Source organism: Acidovorax sp. GW823-FHT01C06 (assembly GCF_058798375.1).
The window spans coordinates 104,981-125,775 of record NZ_JBXAKN010000002.1 but is presented as its reverse complement, the minus strand read 5'-3'; the positions used below and the strand labels follow the sequence as shown (position 1 = coordinate 125,775).

Annotated in this window: 11 protein-coding genes; 7 read left to right on the top strand and 4 right to left on the bottom strand. The window is 67.9% G+C overall.

Going from position 1 to position 20,795, the window contains the following annotated elements:
* Positions 1–41 precede the first annotated feature (41 nt).
* Entirely contained in the window at positions 42–1,241 is a 1,200-nt protein-coding gene (locus AC1RCS_RS06115) for a trans-sulfuration enzyme family protein (protein ID WP_492244060.1), read from the top strand.
* A gap of 25 nt (positions 1,242–1,266) precedes the next feature.
* On the opposite strand, the gene AC1RCS_RS06110 is transcribed toward AC1RCS_RS06115, so the two are convergent.
* Together AC1RCS_RS06110 and AC1RCS_RS06105 are read right to left on the bottom strand one after the other, a co-directional pair.
* Positions 1,267–1,602, bottom strand: a complete 336-nt coding sequence (locus AC1RCS_RS06110) for a VF530 family protein (protein ID WP_218295428.1) — start codon at positions 1,600–1,602, stop codon at positions 1,267–1,269.
* Between the two features lie 31 nt (positions 1,603–1,633).
* Positions 1,634–2,551 carry a LysR family transcriptional regulator gene (locus AC1RCS_RS06105; RefSeq protein ID WP_218295427.1) on the bottom strand — a complete coding sequence of 306 codons (918 nt, stop codon included), beginning with the start codon at positions 2,549–2,551 and terminating at the stop codon, positions 1,634–1,636.
* Between the two features lie 186 nt (positions 2,552–2,737).
* Between AC1RCS_RS06105 and AC1RCS_RS06100 the strand changes: the two genes are divergently transcribed.
* From AC1RCS_RS06100 to AC1RCS_RS06075, 6 genes are all read left to right on the top strand, one after another.
* Positions 2,738–3,640 carry an alpha/beta hydrolase gene (locus AC1RCS_RS06100; protein WP_492244059.1) on the top strand — a complete coding sequence of 301 codons (903 nt, stop codon included), beginning with the start codon at positions 2,738–2,740 and terminating at the stop codon, positions 3,638–3,640.
* 447 nt (positions 3,641–4,087) lie between these two features.
* A complete protein-coding gene (locus AC1RCS_RS06095) occupies positions 4,088–5,344 on the top strand; it encodes an efflux RND transporter periplasmic adaptor subunit (RefSeq protein WP_218295425.1) in 1,257 nt (418 codons plus the stop codon).
* A 28-nt stretch (positions 5,345–5,372) separates the two neighbouring features.
* Complete coding sequence (locus AC1RCS_RS06090) at positions 5,373–8,606, top strand: efflux RND transporter permease subunit (protein ID WP_492244058.1); 3,234 nt, start codon at positions 5,373–5,375, stop codon at positions 8,604–8,606.
* 91 nt (positions 8,607–8,697) lie between these two features.
* Complete coding sequence (locus tag AC1RCS_RS06085) at positions 8,698–10,194, top strand: efflux transporter outer membrane subunit (RefSeq protein ID WP_492244057.1); 1,497 nt, start codon at positions 8,698–8,700, stop codon at positions 10,192–10,194.
* A 208-nt stretch (positions 10,195–10,402) separates the two neighbouring features.
* The gene (locus AC1RCS_RS06080) at positions 10,403–11,839 is read left to right on the top strand and encodes an NAD-dependent succinate-semialdehyde dehydrogenase (protein WP_492244056.1); all 1,437 of its coding nucleotides are present in this window, start codon (positions 10,403–10,405) and stop codon (positions 11,837–11,839) included.
* A gap of 242 nt (positions 11,840–12,081) precedes the next feature.
* Positions 12,082–15,858, top strand: coding sequence for an IPTL-CTERM sorting domain-containing protein (locus tag AC1RCS_RS06075; RefSeq protein ID WP_492244250.1), 3,777 nt, complete (start codon positions 12,082–12,084; stop codon positions 15,856–15,858).
* Positions 15,859–16,167: 309 nt separating this feature from the next.
* Here the strand turns inward: AC1RCS_RS06075 and AC1RCS_RS06070 are convergent, their stop codons facing one another.
* Together AC1RCS_RS06070 and AC1RCS_RS06065 are read right to left on the bottom strand one after the other, a co-directional pair.
* Positions 16,168–18,345 (bottom strand): TonB-dependent siderophore receptor, encoded by a 2,178-nt coding sequence (locus AC1RCS_RS06070; RefSeq protein WP_492244055.1) that lies wholly within the window; start codon positions 18,343–18,345, stop codon positions 16,168–16,170.
* A gap of 113 nt (positions 18,346–18,458) precedes the next feature.
* Positions 18,459–20,588, bottom strand: a complete 2,130-nt coding sequence (locus AC1RCS_RS06065) for a TonB-dependent siderophore receptor (RefSeq protein WP_492244054.1) — start codon at positions 20,586–20,588, stop codon at positions 18,459–18,461.
* Positions 20,589–20,795 lie beyond the last annotated feature (207 nt).

Below are 20,795 nucleotides of genomic sequence, written 5' to 3'. Positions count from 1 at the left end.
CCAAGGCCCGCAGTGAGAGTGCCAGGAAAGCCGCATACGCCATGACCACACAGATTCCCCCCACCCCCGATCCATCACACGCCTGGGGTTTCCGCACCCTTGCGGTCCATGCGGGCCAGGCACCCGATCCCGGCACGGGGGCCATCGCGACACCCATCGTCGCAACCTCGGCCTTTGCCTATGACGATTTTGATGCGGGCGTGAGCCGCTTCAATGGCGATGCGCCTGGCTACGTCTACAGCCGATTCGCCAACCCGACCGTCGCCGCCTTCGAGCGCAAGATGGCCCTGCTGGAAGGTGCCCCCGCCGCCGTCGGGTTCGCCAGCGGCATGGCGGCCATCAGCGCGAGCCTGATCGGCCTGCTCTCGGCGGGCGATACCGTCGCCTGCGTCGGCACGCTCTATGGCGGCACCGATGGCGTGATGCGCACGCTGCTGCCGCGCCTGGGCATCGGCGTGCGGCATTTCGCCACCGTGGAGGGTTTGCAGGAGGGCCTCCCCACGGGCACGCGCATCGTCTACGTGGAGACGCCCAGCAACCCGACGCTGGAAGTGACCGACCTGGAGCAGGTGGCGCAGGTGGCCCGGCGGGCGGGCGCGATCAGCATCGCCGACAACACCTTTGCCACGCCTTACCTCACCCGGCCACGGGCGCTGGGCATCGATGTGGTGGTGCATTCGGCGACCAAGTTCATCAGTGGCCACGGCGACGCCACCGGCGGAGCGGCCGTGGGCTCAGTGGAGCTGATGAATGCGATTCGTTCGGCGGGCATGGGCCAGCTGGGCGGGTGCCTCAGCCCGCACGAGGCGGCGATGCTGCTGCGCGGGCTCAAGACGCTGCCGCTGCGCGTGCAGGCCGCCTGCGCATCGGCGCATGCGCTGGCCCACGGCCTTGACCGCCATCCCGCGGTGGAGCGCGTGTATTACCCCGGCCTGGGCGATCATCCCGGGCACGCGGTGGCGGCGCGCCAGATGCGCCACTTCGGCAGCATTCTGGCGTTCGACCTGCGGGGCGGGCGCGAGGCCGCGCGGCACTTCCTCGACCGCTTGTGCATCGTGACCCAGGCCGTGTCCGTGGGCGATGCCGATTCGCTGGCCTGCCACCCCGCATCCACCACCCACCGCGGCATGCCCGAGGCCGTGCGGCGCGCCAACGGGGTGTCGGATGCGCTGGTGCGCATGAGCATCGGCATCGAGGATGTGCAGGACCTCCAGGCCGACGTGGTGCAGGCGCTGGGCTGACGCCGGCGGCTGCTGCCTGCTGCTACTACTCCTGGGCGTTGCGCTTTTGGTCGCGCAGCATGAAGAGGTACAGGCTTTCGACCTTCTCGCGCGCCCACGGCGTCTTGCGCAGGAACTTCAGGCTGGAGCCCACGCTGGGGTCGCTCTGGAAACAGCGGATGGGGATTTGCCGGCCGAGTTCATCCCAGCCAAAGTAGTCGGCCAGCCCGACCACCATGGCTTCCAGGGTCACGCCGTGCAGGGGGTTGCGCGGCTGCCTGGCGGGGGCTTGGGGTGTGGACGCCGGCGCGCCGGCGGGTGCTGCTGTGGGCGCGGGGGCTTCCTGGGTCGCGGGGTCTGGGCGGGGCTCGGTGGCGTTCATGGACCCAAGCATAAGGCCGCGGGCGGCGGGGTCAAGCAACCCGCTGGAGTCCGGTTTCACGCTGGCACAGCTCTGCTGCCCAGTCCACGAAGGCCCGCACCTTCGCGCTCAGGTGCCGGTTGGGGGGGTACACCACATACACGGGCAGCAGCGGCTGGGTCCACTCCGGCAGCAGCCGCACCAGCGTACCGTCTTGCAGGTGCCGCTCGGCCTGGTAGCTCGTGATCTGGCCGATCCCGAGGCCCGCCACGATGGAGGTCACGTAGGCATTGCTCTCGTTGACGCTCAGCTGGTAGGGGCCCGTGATGTCGATGGACTCGTCGCCTTTGCGGAACTCCAGCGGGTAGTGCCGGCCGGTCTGGGGGGAAAAGTAGATCACGCTGGCGTGCTTTTCCTCGATCTCCAGCGGGTGGGCGGGCGAGCCCTTGCGCGACACGTAGTCGGGCGAGGCCACCGTGATGAATTCCAGGTTGCCGATGCGCCGGGCCACCAGCGACTGGTCGCTGAGCTCGCCCCCGCGGATCACGCAGTCCACGTTGTCGCCGATCAGGTCCACGATGCGGTCGCTCACCCCCAGGTCCAGCTGGATGTCGGGGTAGCGGGCATGGAACTCCGCCAGGTGCGGGATGATGAGCAATTGCGCCATGGACGTTCCGACGTCGATGCGCAGGCGCCCGCGTGGATTCGCGCGCGCGTTGGTCATGCTGGCCTCGATGTCGTCCAGATCGGTCAGCAGGCGCACCGTGCGGTCGTAGTAGGCGGCGCCGTCCGGCGTCACCGTCACACGCCGGGTGGTGCGGTTGAGCAGCTTCACGCGCAGGCGTTCCTCCAGCGCCTGCACATGCTTGGTCACGGTGGCTTTGGGCAGCGAGAGCGAATCCGCCGCCCGGGTAAACGTGCCGGCCTCCACCACCCGCACGAATATGCGCATGGCCTGTATCTGGTCCATGGCTTCTCCTTGAATCTGGAACTACAGCACCCACCAGTGGGTGCTGAGGAATTCTCACACGCGCGCCACCCCGTGATTGTTGAGCTTATGGAAACAGTGCGGTGGTGTTTGGCCTGTTTATCCTGAAGGCACAAGCTACTACATTTGACCCATCGTTCACCTACCTTCACCCACTGGGTACATGCCATGCAGCCCGACCAACCGTCTTCGCCATTCTCCACACCGCAGCCTGCCGCAGCGCCCGCCAAGGCAGCCCGGGCGCCTGGGGCCGCTTCCAAGGCGGCGGTGTCCGTGTGCTCCGACGCCACCATCGAGGTGACCAAGGGGCAGGACGTGGCGGTGCGCATGTACGGCCGCAAGAAGGCCGGACAGGCCTCGCCCGTGGTGGTGCATTTTCATGGCGGGGCCTTCGTGTCGGGGGATCTCGACAACGGCTGCACCGTGGCGTCTCTGCTGGAGGGTGTGGGGGCCGTGGTGGTTTCCGTGGCCTACCCGCTCACTCCGTTTCCGCAGCCCGTGGACACGGGCTATGACGTGCTCAAGTGGGTGCACCGCAACCGGGTCAAGCTCGGCGGGCAGGGCGCGCTGGTCTATCTGGCCGGGGAAGAAGCGGGCGGCAACCTGGCTGCCGCCGTGGGCCTGATGGCGCGGGACCAGTCGCACCCGCCGCTGGCCGGGCAGATTCTCCTGTCCCCCATGCTCGACCCTTGTGTGGGCACGGCCTCGTTGCGCGAAGCCACGGGCAACGCCACGGGCTGCAAGTGGACGGAAGGCTGGCGCAATTTCCTGCGCTGCCCCCGCGATGCCGAGCACCCCTATGCCGTGCCGGCGTCCGCGCACCGGCTCTCCGGCCTGCCGCCCACGCTCGTGCTGGTGGGGGACACCGACCCCATGCACGACGAGGCACTGGCCTACGCCGCGCGGCTGGAGGCTGCGGGCCTGCAGGTCACGCGCCATGTGTTCTCCAAGACCGCCCAGTGGCCCGATGCGCTGCTGCAGACCGGCCAGCACGAATGTCCGTGCGCCGCGGGCGCCCAGGACCAGTTCCGGATGTTCTTTGAGGCCACCCGATGTCCGGTGCCCTCCTGAAGACCCTGGCCGCAGAAAGTCATTGACCTCAACTTAAGTTGAGGTTCGATACTTCGGCCTCTCAACAATCCATTTGCATTCTTTGCACTGATTTTCCGGCCTGGCGTGCCGGAGGGAGAGGCTTTGCCCGCACATGCCTCCCCCCTGTGCCCGACGCCACTGATTTGAACGACACGGAGGAAAGAAAACACCATGAGCACACCCATCCTTTTGCCCGCCGGCTGCGGCGGCTGTCACACCACCCAGCGCCAAAGCGTCTGTTGACGTGCAAGCGCCCATGGGCCCGCGCGCTGCGTTCCGGGCTTGACCTTCTCACCGTGTCATTGCCCAGATTCGCACCTGCGCCGCAGCACTGACACCTGCCTGCACCAGTGCACTGACACCTGCTGCGGCAGAAAACCTTCCATGGCGTGCCCGCGAAGGCCGCCCTTATGACCGAAAGTGACCATGAACTCCAATCCTCTCTCCCACAAGAGCCGCCCGCTGGGCTTGGCCACCCTGGCCACCGCCGTGACGGCCGCCGTGGCCGCCGCTATCCTTGTTTTCCAGGCGCCCGTGGCGCAGGCCGATGGCACCCCTGCGGCGCCACCGGCCATGCCCGTGTCGGTGGCTGCCGTGCTGCAAAAGGACATCGCCCTGTGGGACGAGTTCTCCGGCCGGCTCGAAGCCGTGCAGCGTGTGGACGTGCGGCCGCGCGTCTCGGGTGCCGTGCAGGCCGTGCACTTCCGTGAAGGCTCGCTGGTGAAGCAGGGTGATCTGCTCGTGACCGTGGACCCGGCACCCTACGCCGCCGAGGTGGACCGCGCCGAGGCGCAGGTGGTGGCCGCGCAGGCCCGCGTGTCGTACACCCGCAGCGAAATGGAGCGGGCCACGCGCCTGCTCGAAGAGCGCGCCATTGCCCAGCGCGAGCACGACGAACGCCTGAACGCGCAGCGCGAGGCCGATGCCAACCTGCGCGCCGCCCAGGCCGCGCTGCAGACCGCCAGGCTGAACCTCGGCTACACCCAGGTGCGCGCCCCGGTGGCGGGCCGCGTGGGCCGCATCGAAGTCACCGTGGGCAACCTGGTGGCCGCCGGTGCGGGCGCCCCCGTGCTGACCACGCTGGTGTCCGTGAGCCCCATCTACGCGAGCTTTGATACCGACGAGCAGATCGTGGTGAAGGCCCTGGCCGACCTGCAAAGCGGCCAGCGCGGCCACAGCGCGCGCCAGCTCATCGAGCGCATTCCCGTGCAGATGGGCACCGGCACCACGGGCGGCACGCCGCATGCCGGCCGCCTGCAGCTCATCGACAACCAGGTCGATGCCAAGAGCGGCACGGTGCGTGTGCGCGCGGTGTTCGACAACGAAGACGGCGCCTTGATGCCCGGCCAGTTCGCGCGCATCCGCATGGGCCAGGCCCGCAACACGCAGGCACTGCTCATCAACGAGCGTGCCGTGGGCACCGACCAGAACAAGAAGTTCGTGATGGTGGTGGGCGAGGGCAACAAGGCCGAGTACCGCGAGGTCACCCTGGGCGCGCCGATTGACGGCCTGCGCGTGGTCACCTCGGGCCTCAAGGCGGGCGAGAACATCGTCGTCAACGGCCTGCAGCGCGTGCGCCCCGGTGCCGTGGTGGCACCCCAGCCCGTGCCCATGACCGCGAAGGCCGAGATTGCGGGTGATCGCAAGGAAGCCAAGAACAACAGCAAGTCGCCCGCCGCCTGAGCGGGAGCGACGCAAGGAATTTGCATCCATGAATCTATCCCGCTTCTTCATCGACCGCCCCATCTTTGCGGGGGTGCTGTCGGTGCTCATCTTCCTCGGAGGGCTCATCGCATTGCGCGGTCTGCCCATCTCCGAATACCCTGAAGTCGCGCCGCCCTCCGTGGTGGTGCGCGCACAGTACCCCGGCGCCAACCCCAAGGTGATCGCCGAGACCGTGGCCACGCCGCTGGAGGAATCCATCAACGGCGTGGAAGGCATGCTCTACATGGGCAGCCAGGCCACCACCGACGGCGTGATGACGCTCACGGTGACGTTCCAGCTGGGCACCGACCCCGACAAGGCACAGCAGCTGGTGCAAAACCGCGTCTCGCAGGCCGAGCCGCGCCTGCCCGAGGAAGTGCGCCGCCTGGGCGTCACCACCGTGAAGAGCGCGCCGGACCTGACCATGGTGGTCCACCTGGTCTCGCCCAACAACCGCTATGACATCGACTACCTGCGCAACTACGCGGTGCTCAATGTGAAGGACCGGCTCGCCCGCATTGGCGGCGTGGGCCAGGTGCAGATCTTCGGCGGCGGCGACTACTCCATGCGTGTGTGGCTCGACCCGCAGAAGGTCGCGCAGCGCGGCCTCTCGGCCAGCGACGTGGTGACCGCCATCCGCGGCCAGAACGTGCAGGCCGCCGCCGGCGTGGTGGGCGCATCGCCCGGCCTGCCGGGCGTGGACCTGCAACTGTCCATCAACGCGCAGGGCCGCCTGCAGACCGAGGAAGAGTTCGGCGACATCATCGTCAAGACCGGTGCCGACGGCGCGGTGACGCGCCTGCGCGACATTGCCCGCCTGGAGCTGGGTGCGGCCGACTACTCGCTGCGTTCGCTGCTCAACAACGACCCGGCCGTGGGCATGGGCGTGTTCCAGGCGCCGGGCTCCAACGCGCTCGACATCTCGGCCAACGTGCGCAAGACCATGGACGAGATCCAGAAGAACATGCCCGAAGGCGTGGAGTACCGCATTGCCTACGACCCCACGCAGTTCGTGCGTGCCTCGATCAAGTCCGTGATCCACACGCTGCTCGAAGCCATCGCCCTCGTGGTGCTGGTAGTGATCCTGTTCCTGCAGACCTGGCGCGCCTCCATCATCCCGCTGCTGGCCGTGCCGGTGTCGGTGGTGGGCACGTTCGCGGTGCTGCACCTGCTGGGATTCTCGATCAATGCGCTGTCGCTCTTCGGCCTGGTGCTGGCCATCGGCATCGTGGTGGATGACGCCATCGTGGTGGTGGAGAACGTGGAACGCAACATCGAGGCGGGCCTGACCCCGCGCGAGGCCACCTACCGCGCCATGCGTGAAGTGTCCGGCCCCATCATCGCCATCGCGCTGGTGCTGGTGGCGGTGTTCGTGCCGCTGGCCTTCATCAGCGGGCTCACGGGCCAGTTCTACCGCCAGTTCGCGGTCACGATCGCGATCTCCACGGTGATCTCGGCGATCAACTCGCTGACCCTGTCGCCCGCACTCAGTGCATTGCTGCTCAAGGGCCACAACGAGCCCAAGGATGCGCTCACGCGCGGCATGGACAAGGTGTTCGGTGGCCTGTTCCGGGGCTTCAACCGCCTGTTCCATCGCGGCTCCGAGGCCTACAGCGGCGGCGTCAAGCGCGTCATTGGCCGCAAGGCACTGATGTTCGTGATCTACCTGGCACTGGTGGGTGCCACGGTGGGGCTGTTCAAGATCGTGCCCGGCGGCTTCGTGCCCGCGCAGGACAAGCAGTACCTGATCGGCTTTGCCCAGCTGCCCGACGGCGCCACGCTGGACCGCACCGAGAACGTGATCCGCCGCATGGGCGAGATCATGAAGGAGAACCCGAACGTCGAAGACGCGATCGCCTTCCCGGGCCTGTCGATCAACGGCTTCACCAACAGCTCGAACTCGGGCATCGTGTTCGCCACGCTCAAGCCCTTTGCCGAGCGCACCCGCGCCGACCAGAGCGGCGGCGCCGTGGCAGGGCAGCTGAACCAGGCGTTCGGCGGCATCCAGGATGCGTTCATCGCCATGTTCCCGCCGCCCCCGGTGGCGGGGCTGGGCACCACGGGTGGCTTCAAGCTGCAGATCGAAGACCGCGCCTCGCTGGGCTACGAAGCCATGGATGGCGCCGTGAAGGCCTTCATGGCCAAGGCCTACCAGACGCCCGAGCTGGCCGGCCTGTTCACCAGCTGGCAGGTCAACGTGCCGCAGCTGTACGCCAACATCGACCGCACCAAGGCGCGCCAGCTGGGCGTGCCCGTGACGGACGTGTTCGACACGCTGCAGATCTACCTGGGCAGCCTGTACGCCAACGACTTCAACCAGTTCGGACGCACCTACAGCGTGCGCGTGCAGGCCGATGCGGCCTACCGCGCGCGAGCCGAGGACGTGGGCCTTCTCAAGGTGCGCTCCGCCACCGGCGAGATGGTGCCGCTGTCGGCGCTGATGAAGATGGAGCCCAGCTTCGGCCCCGAGCGTGCCATGCGCTACAACGGTTATCTGGCGGCGGACATCAATGGCGGCCCCGCGCCCGGTTACTCGTCGGGCCAGGCCCAGGCGGCCATCGAGCGCATCGCCAAGGAGACGCTGCCCCAGGGCATCACGTTCGAGTGGACCGAGCTGACTTACCAGGAAATCCTGGCCGGCAACTCCGCCGTGCTGGTGTTCCCGCTGGCCATCCTGCTGGTGTTCCTGGTGCTGGCCGCGCAGTACGAAAGCCTGACGCTGCCCATTGCCATCATCCTGATCGTGCCCATGGGCCTGCTGGCGGCGATGACGGGCGTGTGGCTCAGCAAGGGCGACAACAACGTGTTCACGCAGATCGGGCTCATCGTGCTGGTGGGGCTGTCGGCCAAGAACGCGATCCTGATCGTGGAGTTTGCGCGCGAGCTGGAGTTTGCGGGCCGCACACCGGTGCAGGCCGCCATCGAGGCCAGCCGCCTGCGGCTGCGCCCCATCCTGATGACCTCGCTGGCCTTCGTGATGGGGGTGCTGCCCCTGGTGCTGTCCACCGGTGCGGGCGCCGAGATGCGCAGCGCCATGGGCGTGGCGGTGTTCGCCGGGATGATTGGTGTGACGGCCTTCGGCCTGTTCCTCACGCCCGTGTTCTACGTGCTGCTGCGCAAGCTGGCAGGCAACCGCCCGCTGGTGGAGCATGGCGCGCATGTGGCGCCCATCTCGCACACCCCGGGCAGCGGCGGCATCTCCCACCCCGTGCTGGCCGCGCCCCGCAAGGAGCACGAATGATGCACACGACCACAACGACCTTTGTGGCCCTGGACGCTCGCGCCACGCTGCAGGATGCAGCGGGTGTATTCGATGGGGCCGGAGACCAAGCATGACCGATTCGTTATTGAAGAACTCCCCTGACGTCGCCCCGGCGGTGCGCAAGCGCAGCCTGCTGGCGCCCCTGGCCGCCGCCCTGGTGCTGGCCGGCTGCATGACGCAGCCCGTGGCCCCCGCGCCGCATGCGGGCGTGCCCGTGCCCACCCGCTTCACCGCCGGCGGCGACACGCTGCCCACGGCACCCTGGACGGTCGCCGCCCCCGCCGAGGCGCAGCCGCGCGGCGAATGGTGGCTGGGCTTTCAAGACCCGGTGCTGGCCGACCTGGTGCAGCGTGCGGGCACGGCCAATACCAGCATCCAGCAGGCCGCCGCGCGGCTGGCCGAGGCGCGCTCGCTGCTGCGCTCTGCCGACGCCGCCCGCTCGGTGCAGGTGGGCGCCTCGGCCGGCGTGGCGCGCCAGGCAGGCGCTGCCACCACCGGCAGCGCGGCACCCGCCACGCTGGGCACGGCGGGGCTCAACGCCTCCTACGAGCTGGACCTGTTCGGCCGCCTCTCGCAAACCAGCGACGCCGCGCGCCTGGACGCCGACACGCGCGAAGCCCTGCTGCAAAGCACGCGCCTCATGGTGCAGGCCGATGTGGCGCAAACCTATCTGCAATTGCGCGCCGTGCAGGCCGAGCAGGTGCTGGTGCAGGAGAGCCTGGCCGCCTACGAAGGCACGCTGCGCCTCACGCAGCGCCGCCTGCAGGCGGGCGACGTGGCTGAACTGGACGTGGCCCGCGTGCAGACCGAAGTGGCCGCCACGGAGTCCGACGCCCTGGCCCTGCAGCGCCAGCAGGCCCTGCTGACCAACGCCCTGGCCGTGCTGGCGGGCGAGGTGGCCAGCGGCTTTGTGCTGGCCCCCGCCACGGGCGACGCGGCGCTGCCGGTGATCCCGCCCGGCGTGCCCGGCACCGTGCTGGCCCGCCGCCCCGATGTGTCGGCCGCCCAGACCGCCGTGCTGGCCGCGCAGGCCCGCGTGGGCGTGGCGCAGAAGGCGTGGTTCCCGGCCGTCACGCTCACGGGCAACGCGGGGCATGCATCGCCGGAGCTGGGTGATTTGTTCAAGTGGTCCGCCCGCGCCTGGGGTGTGGGTGCGCTGCTGTCGCTGCCGATCTTTGACGGCGGCCAGCGCGATGCGCAGATCGAGGGTGCGAAGGCCCGGCTCGAAGCCGCGCTGGCCGACCACCGGGGCCAGGTGCTCAATGCCTTCCGCGACGTGGAGGACCAGTTGACCTCACTGCGCCTGTTGTCCGGCCAGGCCGAGGCCCAGGCGCGAGCGGTGACCGCCGCGCGCCGTGCGACGCAACTGTCGGACGCGCGGTACCGCAACGGCCTGGTGAGCCAGCTCGAACTGCTGGACGCCCGCCGCAGCGAGTTGCGCAACCGCCGCCAGGCATTGCAGGTGCGCACGGCGCAATACGTGGCCACGGTGGGCCTCATCCGGGCGCTGGGGGGGGGCTGGGGTGGGGAGGCAACCGCCCAGGTGGCCGCCGCGGCCGCGCAGTAGGTGCAAGCGGGGGGCGGCGGCGCGCCCTGCGCGTGGCCACCGCACGGGTGGCCCACGGCCGCCAATAGCCAGCTCCGCGGGGCGGGGTTGCACGGCCTTGTCTGCGGGGCGGAGCGCGGGCGCCTATAGTGTCCGGTTTTCCGTCTGGTCCGGCCCGCGCCGGGCCCGAGGTTGTCCGTACCACCGTTTTGTCATCAGGAGCCTTTGCATGAGCTACCCCAGCACCCAACTTTTCATGGCCGGTCAATGGCAGGATGCCGCCGATGGCAAGACCATCGCGGTGTTCAATCCGGCCACCGGCCAGGAAATCGGCCGCGTGGCCCATGCCGGCAAGGCCGACCTGGACCTGGCGCTCGCCGCCGCGCAAAAGGGATTCGAGGCCTGGCGCGACATGCCCGCCGCCGAACGCGCCAAGACCATGCGCCGCGCCGCCGCGCTGATGCGCGAGCGCGCCGAGGCGATTGCGGCCGTCATGGTGCAGGAGCAGGGCAAGCCCCTGGCCGAAGCCAAGGTCGAGACCATGGCCTCGGCCGACATCATCGAATGGTTCGCCGACGAATCCCTGCGCGTGTACGGCCGCATCGTGCCCTCGCGCAACCTCAAGGCCACGCAGATGGTGCTCAAGGACCCGGTGGGCCCCGTGGCGGCCTTCACGCCCTGGAACTTCCCCATCAACCAGGTCGTGCGCAAGCTCGCCGCCGCGCTGGCCGCGGGCTGCTCCATCCTGGTGAAGGCCCCCGAGGAAACCCCCGCCAGCCCGGCCGAGCTGATCCGCGCGTTTGCCGATGCCGGCGTGCCCGCGGGCACCGTGGGCCTGGTGTATGGCGACCCGGCTGAAATCTCCAGCTATCTCATTCCGCACCCGGTCATCCGCAAGGTCACGTTCACGGGCTCCACGCCCGTGGGCAAGCAGCTGGCGGCGCTGGCCGGCAAGCACATGAAGCGCGTGACCATGGAGCTGGGCGGCCATGCCCCCGTGATCGTGGCCGAAGACGCCGACCTGGAGCTGGCCATCAAGATCGGGAGCGGCGCCAAGTTCCGCAACGCGGGCCAGGTCTGCATCTCGCCCACCCGCTACCTGGTGCACGAGAGCATCCGTGCCGAGTTCGTCGCGGCCTTCGCCAAGTACGCCCAGGGCCTGAAAGTGGGCGACGGCCTGGCCGCCGGCACGCAGATGGGCCCGCTGGCCAACCCGCGCCGCATCACCGCCATGGCCGACCTGCTGGCCGACGCGGTGCAGCAGGGCGCCAAGGTGCTGGCCGGTGGCGAGCGCATCGGCACCGAAGGCAACTTCTTCCAGCCCACCGTGCTCAACGACGTGCCGCTGTCCGCCCGCATCGTCAACGAAGAACCCTTCGGCCCCGTGGCAGCCGTGCGCGGCTTCGAGAAGATCGAGGACGCGATCGCCGAGGCCAATCGCCTGCCGTTCGGCCTGGCCGGCTATGCCTTCACCACCTCGCTGAAGAACGCCCACCTGCTGGCGCAGCGGCTGGAAGTGGGCATGCTGTGGATCAACCAGGCTGCTGCTCCTGCCGCAGAGCTGCCGTTCGGCGGCTTGAAGGATTCGGGCTACGGCTCCGAAGGCGGCCCGGAGGCCATCGAGGCACACATGAACATGCGCCTGGTGTCGATCATGAACGTGTGAGATAACGCGAACCCGATAAAAAGGCCCCGGCCGGTGATCACCGGCCGGGGCCTTTTTTGTTTTTTGGGTGGCTTTTCTGCAGCGGGCGGCGGAACGAGAAGACGCCGGCCGGGTCATTCGCCATGTGGTTTTTGGCTGGTGTTGCATTTCAAGCGATTTATTGCTGAATTTAATAGATCAATGGTTATTTATAAGGAATCATGATTTACTGCATTCAATTTCAAATTTACTGATTGCAATTAGTGAAAAAAAACAATGAGGGATATCTGGGGAAAAAACTTTCAGAAGTTGTTTTTCTCCGGGCGCTGTGGGTGGCGGGTTTTTTCTGGATATTGGGGGCGGCTTCTTCGCTGGCGTTCGCCGCAGCGCTGCCGACCCCCGCCCTGGCACGCACGGCGGTACTTTTCATTGAAGATGATGTGGCCCACCACGAAGCGTTGATGGCTGGCGCAGGTTCAGCGGCAGAGGTTGTCGTGCTGGATGCCAGGACTGATGGCTTGCGCCAGATGGCCGACGCGCTGTCGGGCCGCAAGAACATCTCCGCCGTCCATTTGATCTCGCATGGTGCGCAAGGTGCATTGGCCCTGGGCTCGCTGACCCTCGACAGCCAGGCATTGCGGGGGAGGGGCCCGGACCTCGCGCGCATTCGCGAGGCGCTTGGCGACGAGGCCGACCTGCTGCTGTACGGTTGCGAGGTGGGGCGGGGCGCTGAAGGCCAGGCATTCATAGCCCTGCTAGCCGAGGCAACCGGTGCACAGGTTGCCGCGTCCACCAACCTCACGGGTGATGCCGGTCAAGGCGGCGACTGGCTGCTGGAACACCGTACCGGCCCATTGCGCAGCACGGTCCTGGCCTTCCCCTCGTACCGCCATGTCCTGCCCACCGTCGCTGGCACCTTGTCGATCAATCCGACCCTCGCGGATAACACGTTCACGGTCTCCAAGTTCCTCGACAGCAATCTCTCGGCCCAGATCCATTTTCCCAACATCGAATACGAGATCTACTTCGCCAACGTCGGCAATACGCTCAGCGGCAGTGTCACGAACTTCGACCTGACCAGCAGCGGCAGCAACTCCATGCTGATCTTCAGCACGTTGAACCCGGTCGGCGCGCTTGTCATCAAAAGCCAGTTGAACCGTCTGTTCGGCATCACCAGTTTCGTCATCCAGGACGTGCAGGCGCTGGGAGCGACCTATACCGCCACCGGCTACCGCAACGGCGTGGCAACGGGTGCCGGCCATCCCTTTGTTGCCGATGCGGGCGGCTCCAACGTCACCGTCAATCTGCTGGCGGACTTCGGAAATGTCGACGAGGTCCGGATCACTACCACTGGCAGCGCCGGAGCGCCCAACCAGCTGTGGCAGGAAGGTTTCAACAACTTCGTGTTCACCGAGCCCACCGGCAATGCCGACTTGAGTGCCCTGTCGGCGTCGTCCGGCGGCTTTTCATTCTTGGCCGCGACAACCAGCTACGGCTTTACGGTCGCCAACGCAATAACCAGCACGACTGTCACGCCAACGGTCGACACTCCGGGCGCAACCGTCACCGTCAACGGTGTGACCGTTGCCAGCGGCACCGCCTCAGGGGCTATTGCGCTGAACGTCGGCTCCAACACCATCACCACCGTCGTCACGGCTCTCGACGGGAGCACCACCAAGACCTACACCATCACCGTCACGCGCGCGGCACCGCCCTCGAGCAATGCCAACCTGAGCAACCTAGCGCTCTCGGCAGGTACTTTGAACCCCGTGTTCGCCTCGGGCACCACCTCCTACACGGCCAGCGTGCCCTTCACTACAACATCGCTCACCGCCACGCCCACCGTGGCCGATGCCACTGCCAGCGTCACCGTCAACGGTGTCGCTGTCACCAGCGGCAATGCGTCGGGGGCCATTGCGTTGGCAGTGGGCTCCAACACGATTACCACCGTCGTGACCGCCCAGGACGGCACCACGACCAGCACCTACACCACCACCGTCACCCGCGCGGCCGCGTCGGGCAACAACCAACTGGGCGCGCTGTCGCTTTCAAGCGGCGCACTGACCCCCGCGTTTGCCTCGGGCACCACCGGCTACACGGCCAGTGTGGGCAATGCCACCACGTCGTTGACCGCCACCCCCACCGTGGCCGACGCTACCGCCAGCGTCACCGTCAATGGCGTGGCCACCACCAGCGGCAACGCCTCGGGCGCGATTGCGCTGAACGTCGGTAGCAACACCATCACCGTCACCGTCACCGCGCAGAACGGCACGCCGCTGAGCTACACCGTGACCGTGACCCGGGCCGGGTCGTCCAATGCCGACTTGTCTGCGCTGTCGCTGTCCAGCGGCACCTTGGCGCCTGCGTTTGCAGCTGGCACCACCAGCTACACGGCCAGCGTCAGCAACGCCACCACCTCGCTCACGGTGACTCCGACCGTGGCCGCCGGTACCGCTAGCGTCACCGTGAACGGTGTGGCCACTACCAGCGGAAATGCCTCGGGCGCCATTGCGCTGAACGTTGGTTACAACACCGTCACCACGGTGGTGACGGCGCAGGACGGAATCTCCACGAAGACCTACACCGTCACCGTGACCCGTGCCGCATCTTCCAACAACGATCTGTCCGCGCTGGCCCTCTCCACCGGCACCTTGAGCCCGCCGTTCGCGCCCGGCACGACCAGCTATGCCGTCTCGATCGCGGCCAGCGTTTCCAGCATCACCGTCACCCCCACCACGGCCGCCGGCACCGCCAGCGTGACCGTCAACGGCGTGGCCACCACCAGCGGCAATGCCTCGGGCGCCATCGCAATGAATCCGGGCAGCAACACGGTCACCATCATCGTGACCGCCCAGAACGGTGCGAACAAGGCCTATACCGTGACCATCACCCGCGCGCTGCCGTCAAGCGACGCCGACCTGTCTGCGCTGTCGATGTCCAGCGGCACGCTGAGTCCGGCTTTCGCGGCCAGCACCACCAGTTACACAGCGAGCGTCGGCAACGCCACCAGCTCGCTCACGGTGGCCCCCACCGTGGCCGACGCCACCGCTACGGTCACCGTCAACGGCGTGGCCACCACCAGCGGAAATGCCTCGGGCGCGATCGCGCTGGCGGTCGGCGCCAACACCATCACCACCGTCGTCACGGCCCAGGACGGCACCACGACCAAGACCTATACGGTGACGGTGACCCGGGCCGGCTCGGCCAATGCCGATCTGTCGGCGCTGGCCTTGTCCAGCGGCGTCCTGAACCCCGTGTTCGCTGCAGGTACCACCACCTATGGCGCGGCGATCACGGCGGCCACGGCCAGCATCACGGTGACGCCCACCGTCGCGGAATCGAACGCCACCATCACGGTCAACGGCGTGGCGGTGACCAGCGGCAATGTGTCTGGCGCGATCGCCATGAACACGGGTGCCAACACCATCACCGTTGTTGTCACCGCGCAGAACAGTACCACCAAGACCTACACCATCAACGTGGCGCGCTCGCGCCCCACCACAGCGACGGGCATCAGCCCGACCGGAGGCGGCACGGTGAATGCCAGCCTGTCGGGGCCGGCGGGCTGCGGGTTTGACCAAGCGAATTTCATCCCCCGCACGGGAGGCGCGGGCTCACCGCCTTCCGGTGGCATGGCCGGGTATGTGTTTCCGCAGGGCTTGTTCGATGTGATCGTCGGAGGCTGCCCCAACGGTGCAGCGGTAACCATCACGCTGACCTATCCGCAGCCTTTCCCATCCGGCGCCGCCTACATGAAATACGGCCCTGCACCGAGCCAGGGCGCTCCCCACTGGTACCCGTTCCCCGGCGCGACGATTGCTGGCAACACCGTGACGCTGGTGCTCACGGATGGCAGCCTGGGGGATGATGATTTGGCGCTAAATGGCACCATCCCGGATCCTGGCGGTGTGGCACTGGCCGCAGTCTCCACCGGCATTCCAACGCTATCTCAGTGGGGTGTGCTGTTGCTATCCTTGTTGCTGGCAGCGATGGCCGTGCTGTGCACCAAGCGCACGCCATGGTCGGGCGGTGGTTTCTGACCTGAGCGTCTGAGCGGACGGCCCGCTGCAGTGGGCGGAGGAGGCGGGGCGATGGATTTGCGTCCTCCGGACCTGCGCAATCGGCATCGGGTGTCTGCGTGCAACAGATGGGGCCAGGAGCTGGTTTTGGCGTGCCCCGCGGCACGCAGTCCGTGGTCAGGGTTTGAGGCTCATTGCTCCGCAAAGAGAAAAACCCCGGTTCGCCATCGCGCCGGGGTTTTTGTTTTTACTTCTCTTTTGATAGCTTCCAGCGCTTAATCAGTAAGCGCCAGGGACTTTTTTGGCTTGCATTTGATGAAGCCGCGATCCTCAGAACCGGTACGTCGAAGTCAATGTGTACGTCCGTGCTTGCCCGTAGAAGCAATCCCCGCGCGCCAGGCACTGCGTGATGTGCACCTTGTCCGCGAGGTTGACCACGTTGAAGGCCACGCGCCAGTCGCCGGCGTCGTACGCCACCATCGCATCGGCCAGGGTGGCGGCCGGGGTGCTGATGGCGCTGGTGCCGCTCCACTGGGAGCCGGTGTAGCGCACGCCGGCGCCCACCGTCCAGCCACCGCGGCCTTCGCTGGCGAAGCGGTGGCTCAGCCAGGCCGATGCGGTGTGTTTGGGCACACTGGCCACGGGAGTACCCTGGTCGCCGGCGTTGCTGCGGCTGATCTTGGCGTCGGTAAACGCGTAGCCCAGGGTGAAGTCCCACTGGCGTGCCAGACTGGCCTGCACTTCGGCTTCAAAGCCCCGGACCTTGACTTCGCCGATCTGCAGGCTGTTGAGCGGGTTGCCGGGGTCGTTGGTCTTGCGGTTCTTCTCGCGCAGCTGGTAGACCGCCGCGAAGGCGCTGATGCCCTGGCCGGCGGGTTGCCATTTCACGCCGGCCTCCCACTGCTCGCCGCGTTGGGGCTTGAAGGCTGTGCCATAAGCGTCCACGCCGCCCAGCGGCTGGAAGGACTCGGAATAGCCCGCGTAAGGTGCCCAGCCGCCGTCCATCTGGTAGGTGAAGCCCGCACGCTTGGTCCAGGCCTTGTCGTCCACCGCGGCCGCGGGGCGGCCCACGGTGTCGGTCTGGGCGCTGTCGTGGCGAAGGCCCAGCGTGGCGGTCCAGCGGTCCCACTTGATCTGGTCCTGCAGGTAAAAGCCCAGCTGCTTTTGCACCACGTTCGGTTGTCGCACCAGCTGCGCCGCAGTGGGCGGCGTGAAGTTGCCGTACACCGGGTTGTACACGTCGATGGCCGGTGCCACGGCGCGCCAGGCCTGCTGGCCGGTGTGGTTGCGCTGCACGTCCAGGCCCGCGAGCAGGGTGTGGTCGGCGTTGCCGGTCTTGAGCTTGCCTTCGAGCTGCGTGTCGATCAGCAGCATGCGGCCGGTGTTGATGTTCCACACCGCGTCGCGCACGACGGTGCGGGCGTCGCTGTTGAACACGGGGCGCGCGGGGCGGCCCGTGGCGGCGTTGGCGGTGAAGCTGGTGTAGATGGTGCGGTAGTCCACCTCGCTCACGGTGCGGCGTAGGTTCTGGCGCACGGTCCAGTCGGCGTTCAGGCGGTGGCTGAAGAGGTAGCCCCAGGAGTTGTTGGTGGTGTCAAACGCGTCCCAGCCCGGCTCGCCGATGAAGGTGTTGCGCGGGATCTGGCCGTAGCGGCTGGCCAGCTGCGTGCCCTGCCACGGGAAGAAGCCGATCAGCGATCCGCTCTGGTCCTTCTGGTGCAGCGCCTGCAGCGTGAGCGAGGTGTCGGCGTTGGGCTTCCAGGTGAGTGAGGGCGCGAACACCAGGCGGTCGTCGTCCACATGGTCCACCTGGCTGCCGCTGTCGCGGCCCACGGCCACCAGGCGGTAGAGCCACTGGCCGTCCTGGTCGAGCGCACCGGTCAGGTCGGCGGCGATCTGCTTGCGGGCGTTGTTGCCCAGCTGCAGCTGCACCTCGCGCTGCGTTTCGGCCTGCGGGCGTTTGCTGGTGAGGTTGAGCACGCCACCCACGCTGCCCTGGCCGTACAGCACCGAGGTTGGCCCGCGCAGAAACTCCACCCGCTCCAGCGTGTACGGGTCGGGCCGGCTGGTGTTGTAGGTGCCGTAGGTGCGCAGCAGGCCATCCTGGTACTGCGACACGGTGCCGCCGCGTGCGGCGAAGCTGTCCACGCGGCTGTCGAAATAGTTGGACACCGCCCCGGCCGTGTACGCCGTGACCTGGCGCAGCGTTTGCACGCCCTGGGCCTCGATCTGGTCGCGGGTGATCACGCTGATGGCCTGCGGGGTTTCGATGAGGGGCGTGTCGGTCTTGGTGGCGCTCAGCGCGCGTTTGGCGACGAAGCCGGTGACCGGTGCGGTGGGGTTTTCCTGTTCGCTGCCCGCGCTCACGGTGACGGGGGCCAGGGCCCTTTCGGCGGTGGGGGCGGCCGTGCCTTCGGCGGCGGCCTGCTGGGCGTGGGCGGCGCCGCACAGGGCGAGCAATGCGGCCTGCGCGATGGCGGTGCGGCAGGCGGTGGTGCCAGGTCTCATGGTGCTGTTTCTCCGATGGTTGAAAACTCTTCAAGCCCGAGGCGCAAGGCTTGCGGGGGCAAGCGCTGGCCTGCGGTCAGGTGATGGGGTGGTGCGGACGGTGTGGCGCGCCCTCAGAACGTGTAGTCCAGCGACACCTGTACCGTGCGCGGCTGGCCGGGCACCACAGTGCCAAAGCCGGCGGCCGTGGCCGTGCCGTCCAGGTAGTAGCGGCGGTTGCCCGCGTTCTTCAGGTTGGCCTGCAGCCGCACGCCGCCCGCGAACTGGTAGCCCACGGCCAGGTCGACCACGGTGAAGCCCGGCAGGCGCCACTTGTTGTCGTTTGCGGTGAACTTGTCGCCCTGGTGCACCAGGCCGCCGCCGACCCACAGGCCGGGCAGTTGCGGCAGGCGGTACTGCGTCCACAGCGATGCGTTGCGGCGCGTGGCCAGCGCGACACGGTTGCCCACGTTGGCACCGGCGGTGGTGTCGGACAGCACCTTGGGGTCGTGGAAGCTCGCATTGGCCGTCACCGTCCAGCCGGGGGTGATGCGGCCTTGCAGCTCCAGCTCGATGCCCTTGATGCGCTGGCGGGCGGTCAGCACCGAGTAGCCCGGGTGCTGCGGGTCGGTGGCGGGCGCGTTGGTCAGCTCCAGCTCGAAGGCCGACACCGTGGTCATCAGGCGCTGGTCCAGCCATTCCTGCTTCCAGCCCACTTCCAGCTGCTTGCCCTCCGACGGCGGCGCGGAGCGGTCGCCCCACAGCAGCGTGCTGGTGTTGGCCTGGAACGAGCGCGCATGGCTCGCGTAGAGCATGCTGCCGGGGCGGGGCTCCCAGCTGATCGCCGCGCTCGGCTGTGTCTTGCTCAGGTCGGTGGCGGGCGTGGAGTACGCGTCCTTGAAGCGGTCGTGGCGCAGGCCCAGCAGCAGGCCGAAGTCGCCCAGCACCATGCGGTCCTGCACGAACACGCCGGTGTTGCGCGCGTCCGAGGACAGCCGGGACACGCCGGTGGACGCTGCCGCCGGCACCAGGCCCGTCACCGGGTTGTAGAGGTCGACGGCACCCAGGTTGCCGGTGGCGCGCGCGCCGTACACGCCCTGGATGGTGCGCCAGTCCACGCCGGCCAGCAGGGTGTGTTGCACCGGGCCGGTCTGCACCTTGGCGCGCAGCTCGGCCAGCGCGGTGTCCGACGTGTATTCCTGCCCGGGTGCCAGCCAGTAGCCGCGCGGAACCCGGCCGTTGGCCGCAGGGCCCATGGGCGAGGGCAGGTTCACGTTGCGGTTCGTCTCGTTGCGCGACAGGTGCACGCGGCCCTGCAGCGTGTCGGTGAAGCGGTGCTCCAGCTCGGTGGAGTAAAAGTGCATGCGGCCGTCGGTGGTCAGCCACGGCTCGCCGTAGAACGCGCCCACCGGCAGCACGTCGGCGCTGCGCGGGTTCTTGGGGTCGGGCACCGCCAGGCCCACGGTGGAGACGCCGTCGATGCCCTGGTACTCGGCCTGCGCGCGCCAGACGGTGTCGGGCGTGATCTGCCACTCCAGGCTGCCGGCGATGCCCTGCTTGCGCGGGGTGTTGCCGTCCACGAAGCTGCCGCCCCGGCTGGCGCCGCCATCGAGCCGGTAGCGCAGCGTGCCGTCGGCGTTGAGCGGGCCGGTGAGGTCGAACTCCGCATGGCGCCAGCCGTCGCTGCCCACGCCGACCTTCACGTTGCGCAGCGCCTCGGCCTGGGGCCGCTTGCTCACGTAGTTGACGAGGCCGCCGGGCGCGACCTGGCCGAACTCCAGCGCGGCAGGGCCCTTGATGACCTCGACCCGCTCGATGTTGAACAGTGGCGGGTCCAGCAGGTGGACGAACTTGGCGCCGTCGCGCAGGAAGTTGAAGGTGTTGTTGGCCCACAGCCCCCGGATGGAGAACTGCGAGTACGAGCCGTAGTACTCGCTGCGCATGGACACGCCCGAAGCGTTGCGCAGCACGTCGCGCTCGGTGGTGGCCATCTGCTGCTCCATCAGCGCGTTGTCGATCACGCTCACCGAGCGGGGTGTCTCCAGCACCGACAGGCCCAGGCGCGAGCTGCTCTGGGCGCGCCGTGCGGGCGTGGCGGCCGCGCCCGCGGTCGAATCGACCACATCCACCTGGCGCAACGATGGCGCCGCCGCGGGCGGGTCGGCAGGGTCTGGCGCCGCGCTGGTTTGTGCCAAGGCTGTACTGCACAGGGCCAGCAGGGCGGCGTGGGCCACGGCGGTGCGCAAAAAGTTCGGTTGGATCATTATGCTATGGTTTTAATAGCTGCTGGCGCTTGTCTATCAGGCGGTAGGCGGCAATTTGATTGGGTTGGCTACAGGCCTCATCCACGCTCTTGTCCGTTCGGGTTGAGCCTGTTGAAGCCAAGGCGCTTTCTGCGAAGAGCCCTTCGACAGGCTCAGGGCGAACGGTTGATCTGAGGCAAGTACCCCACCAGACCTTTGGATGCAGAA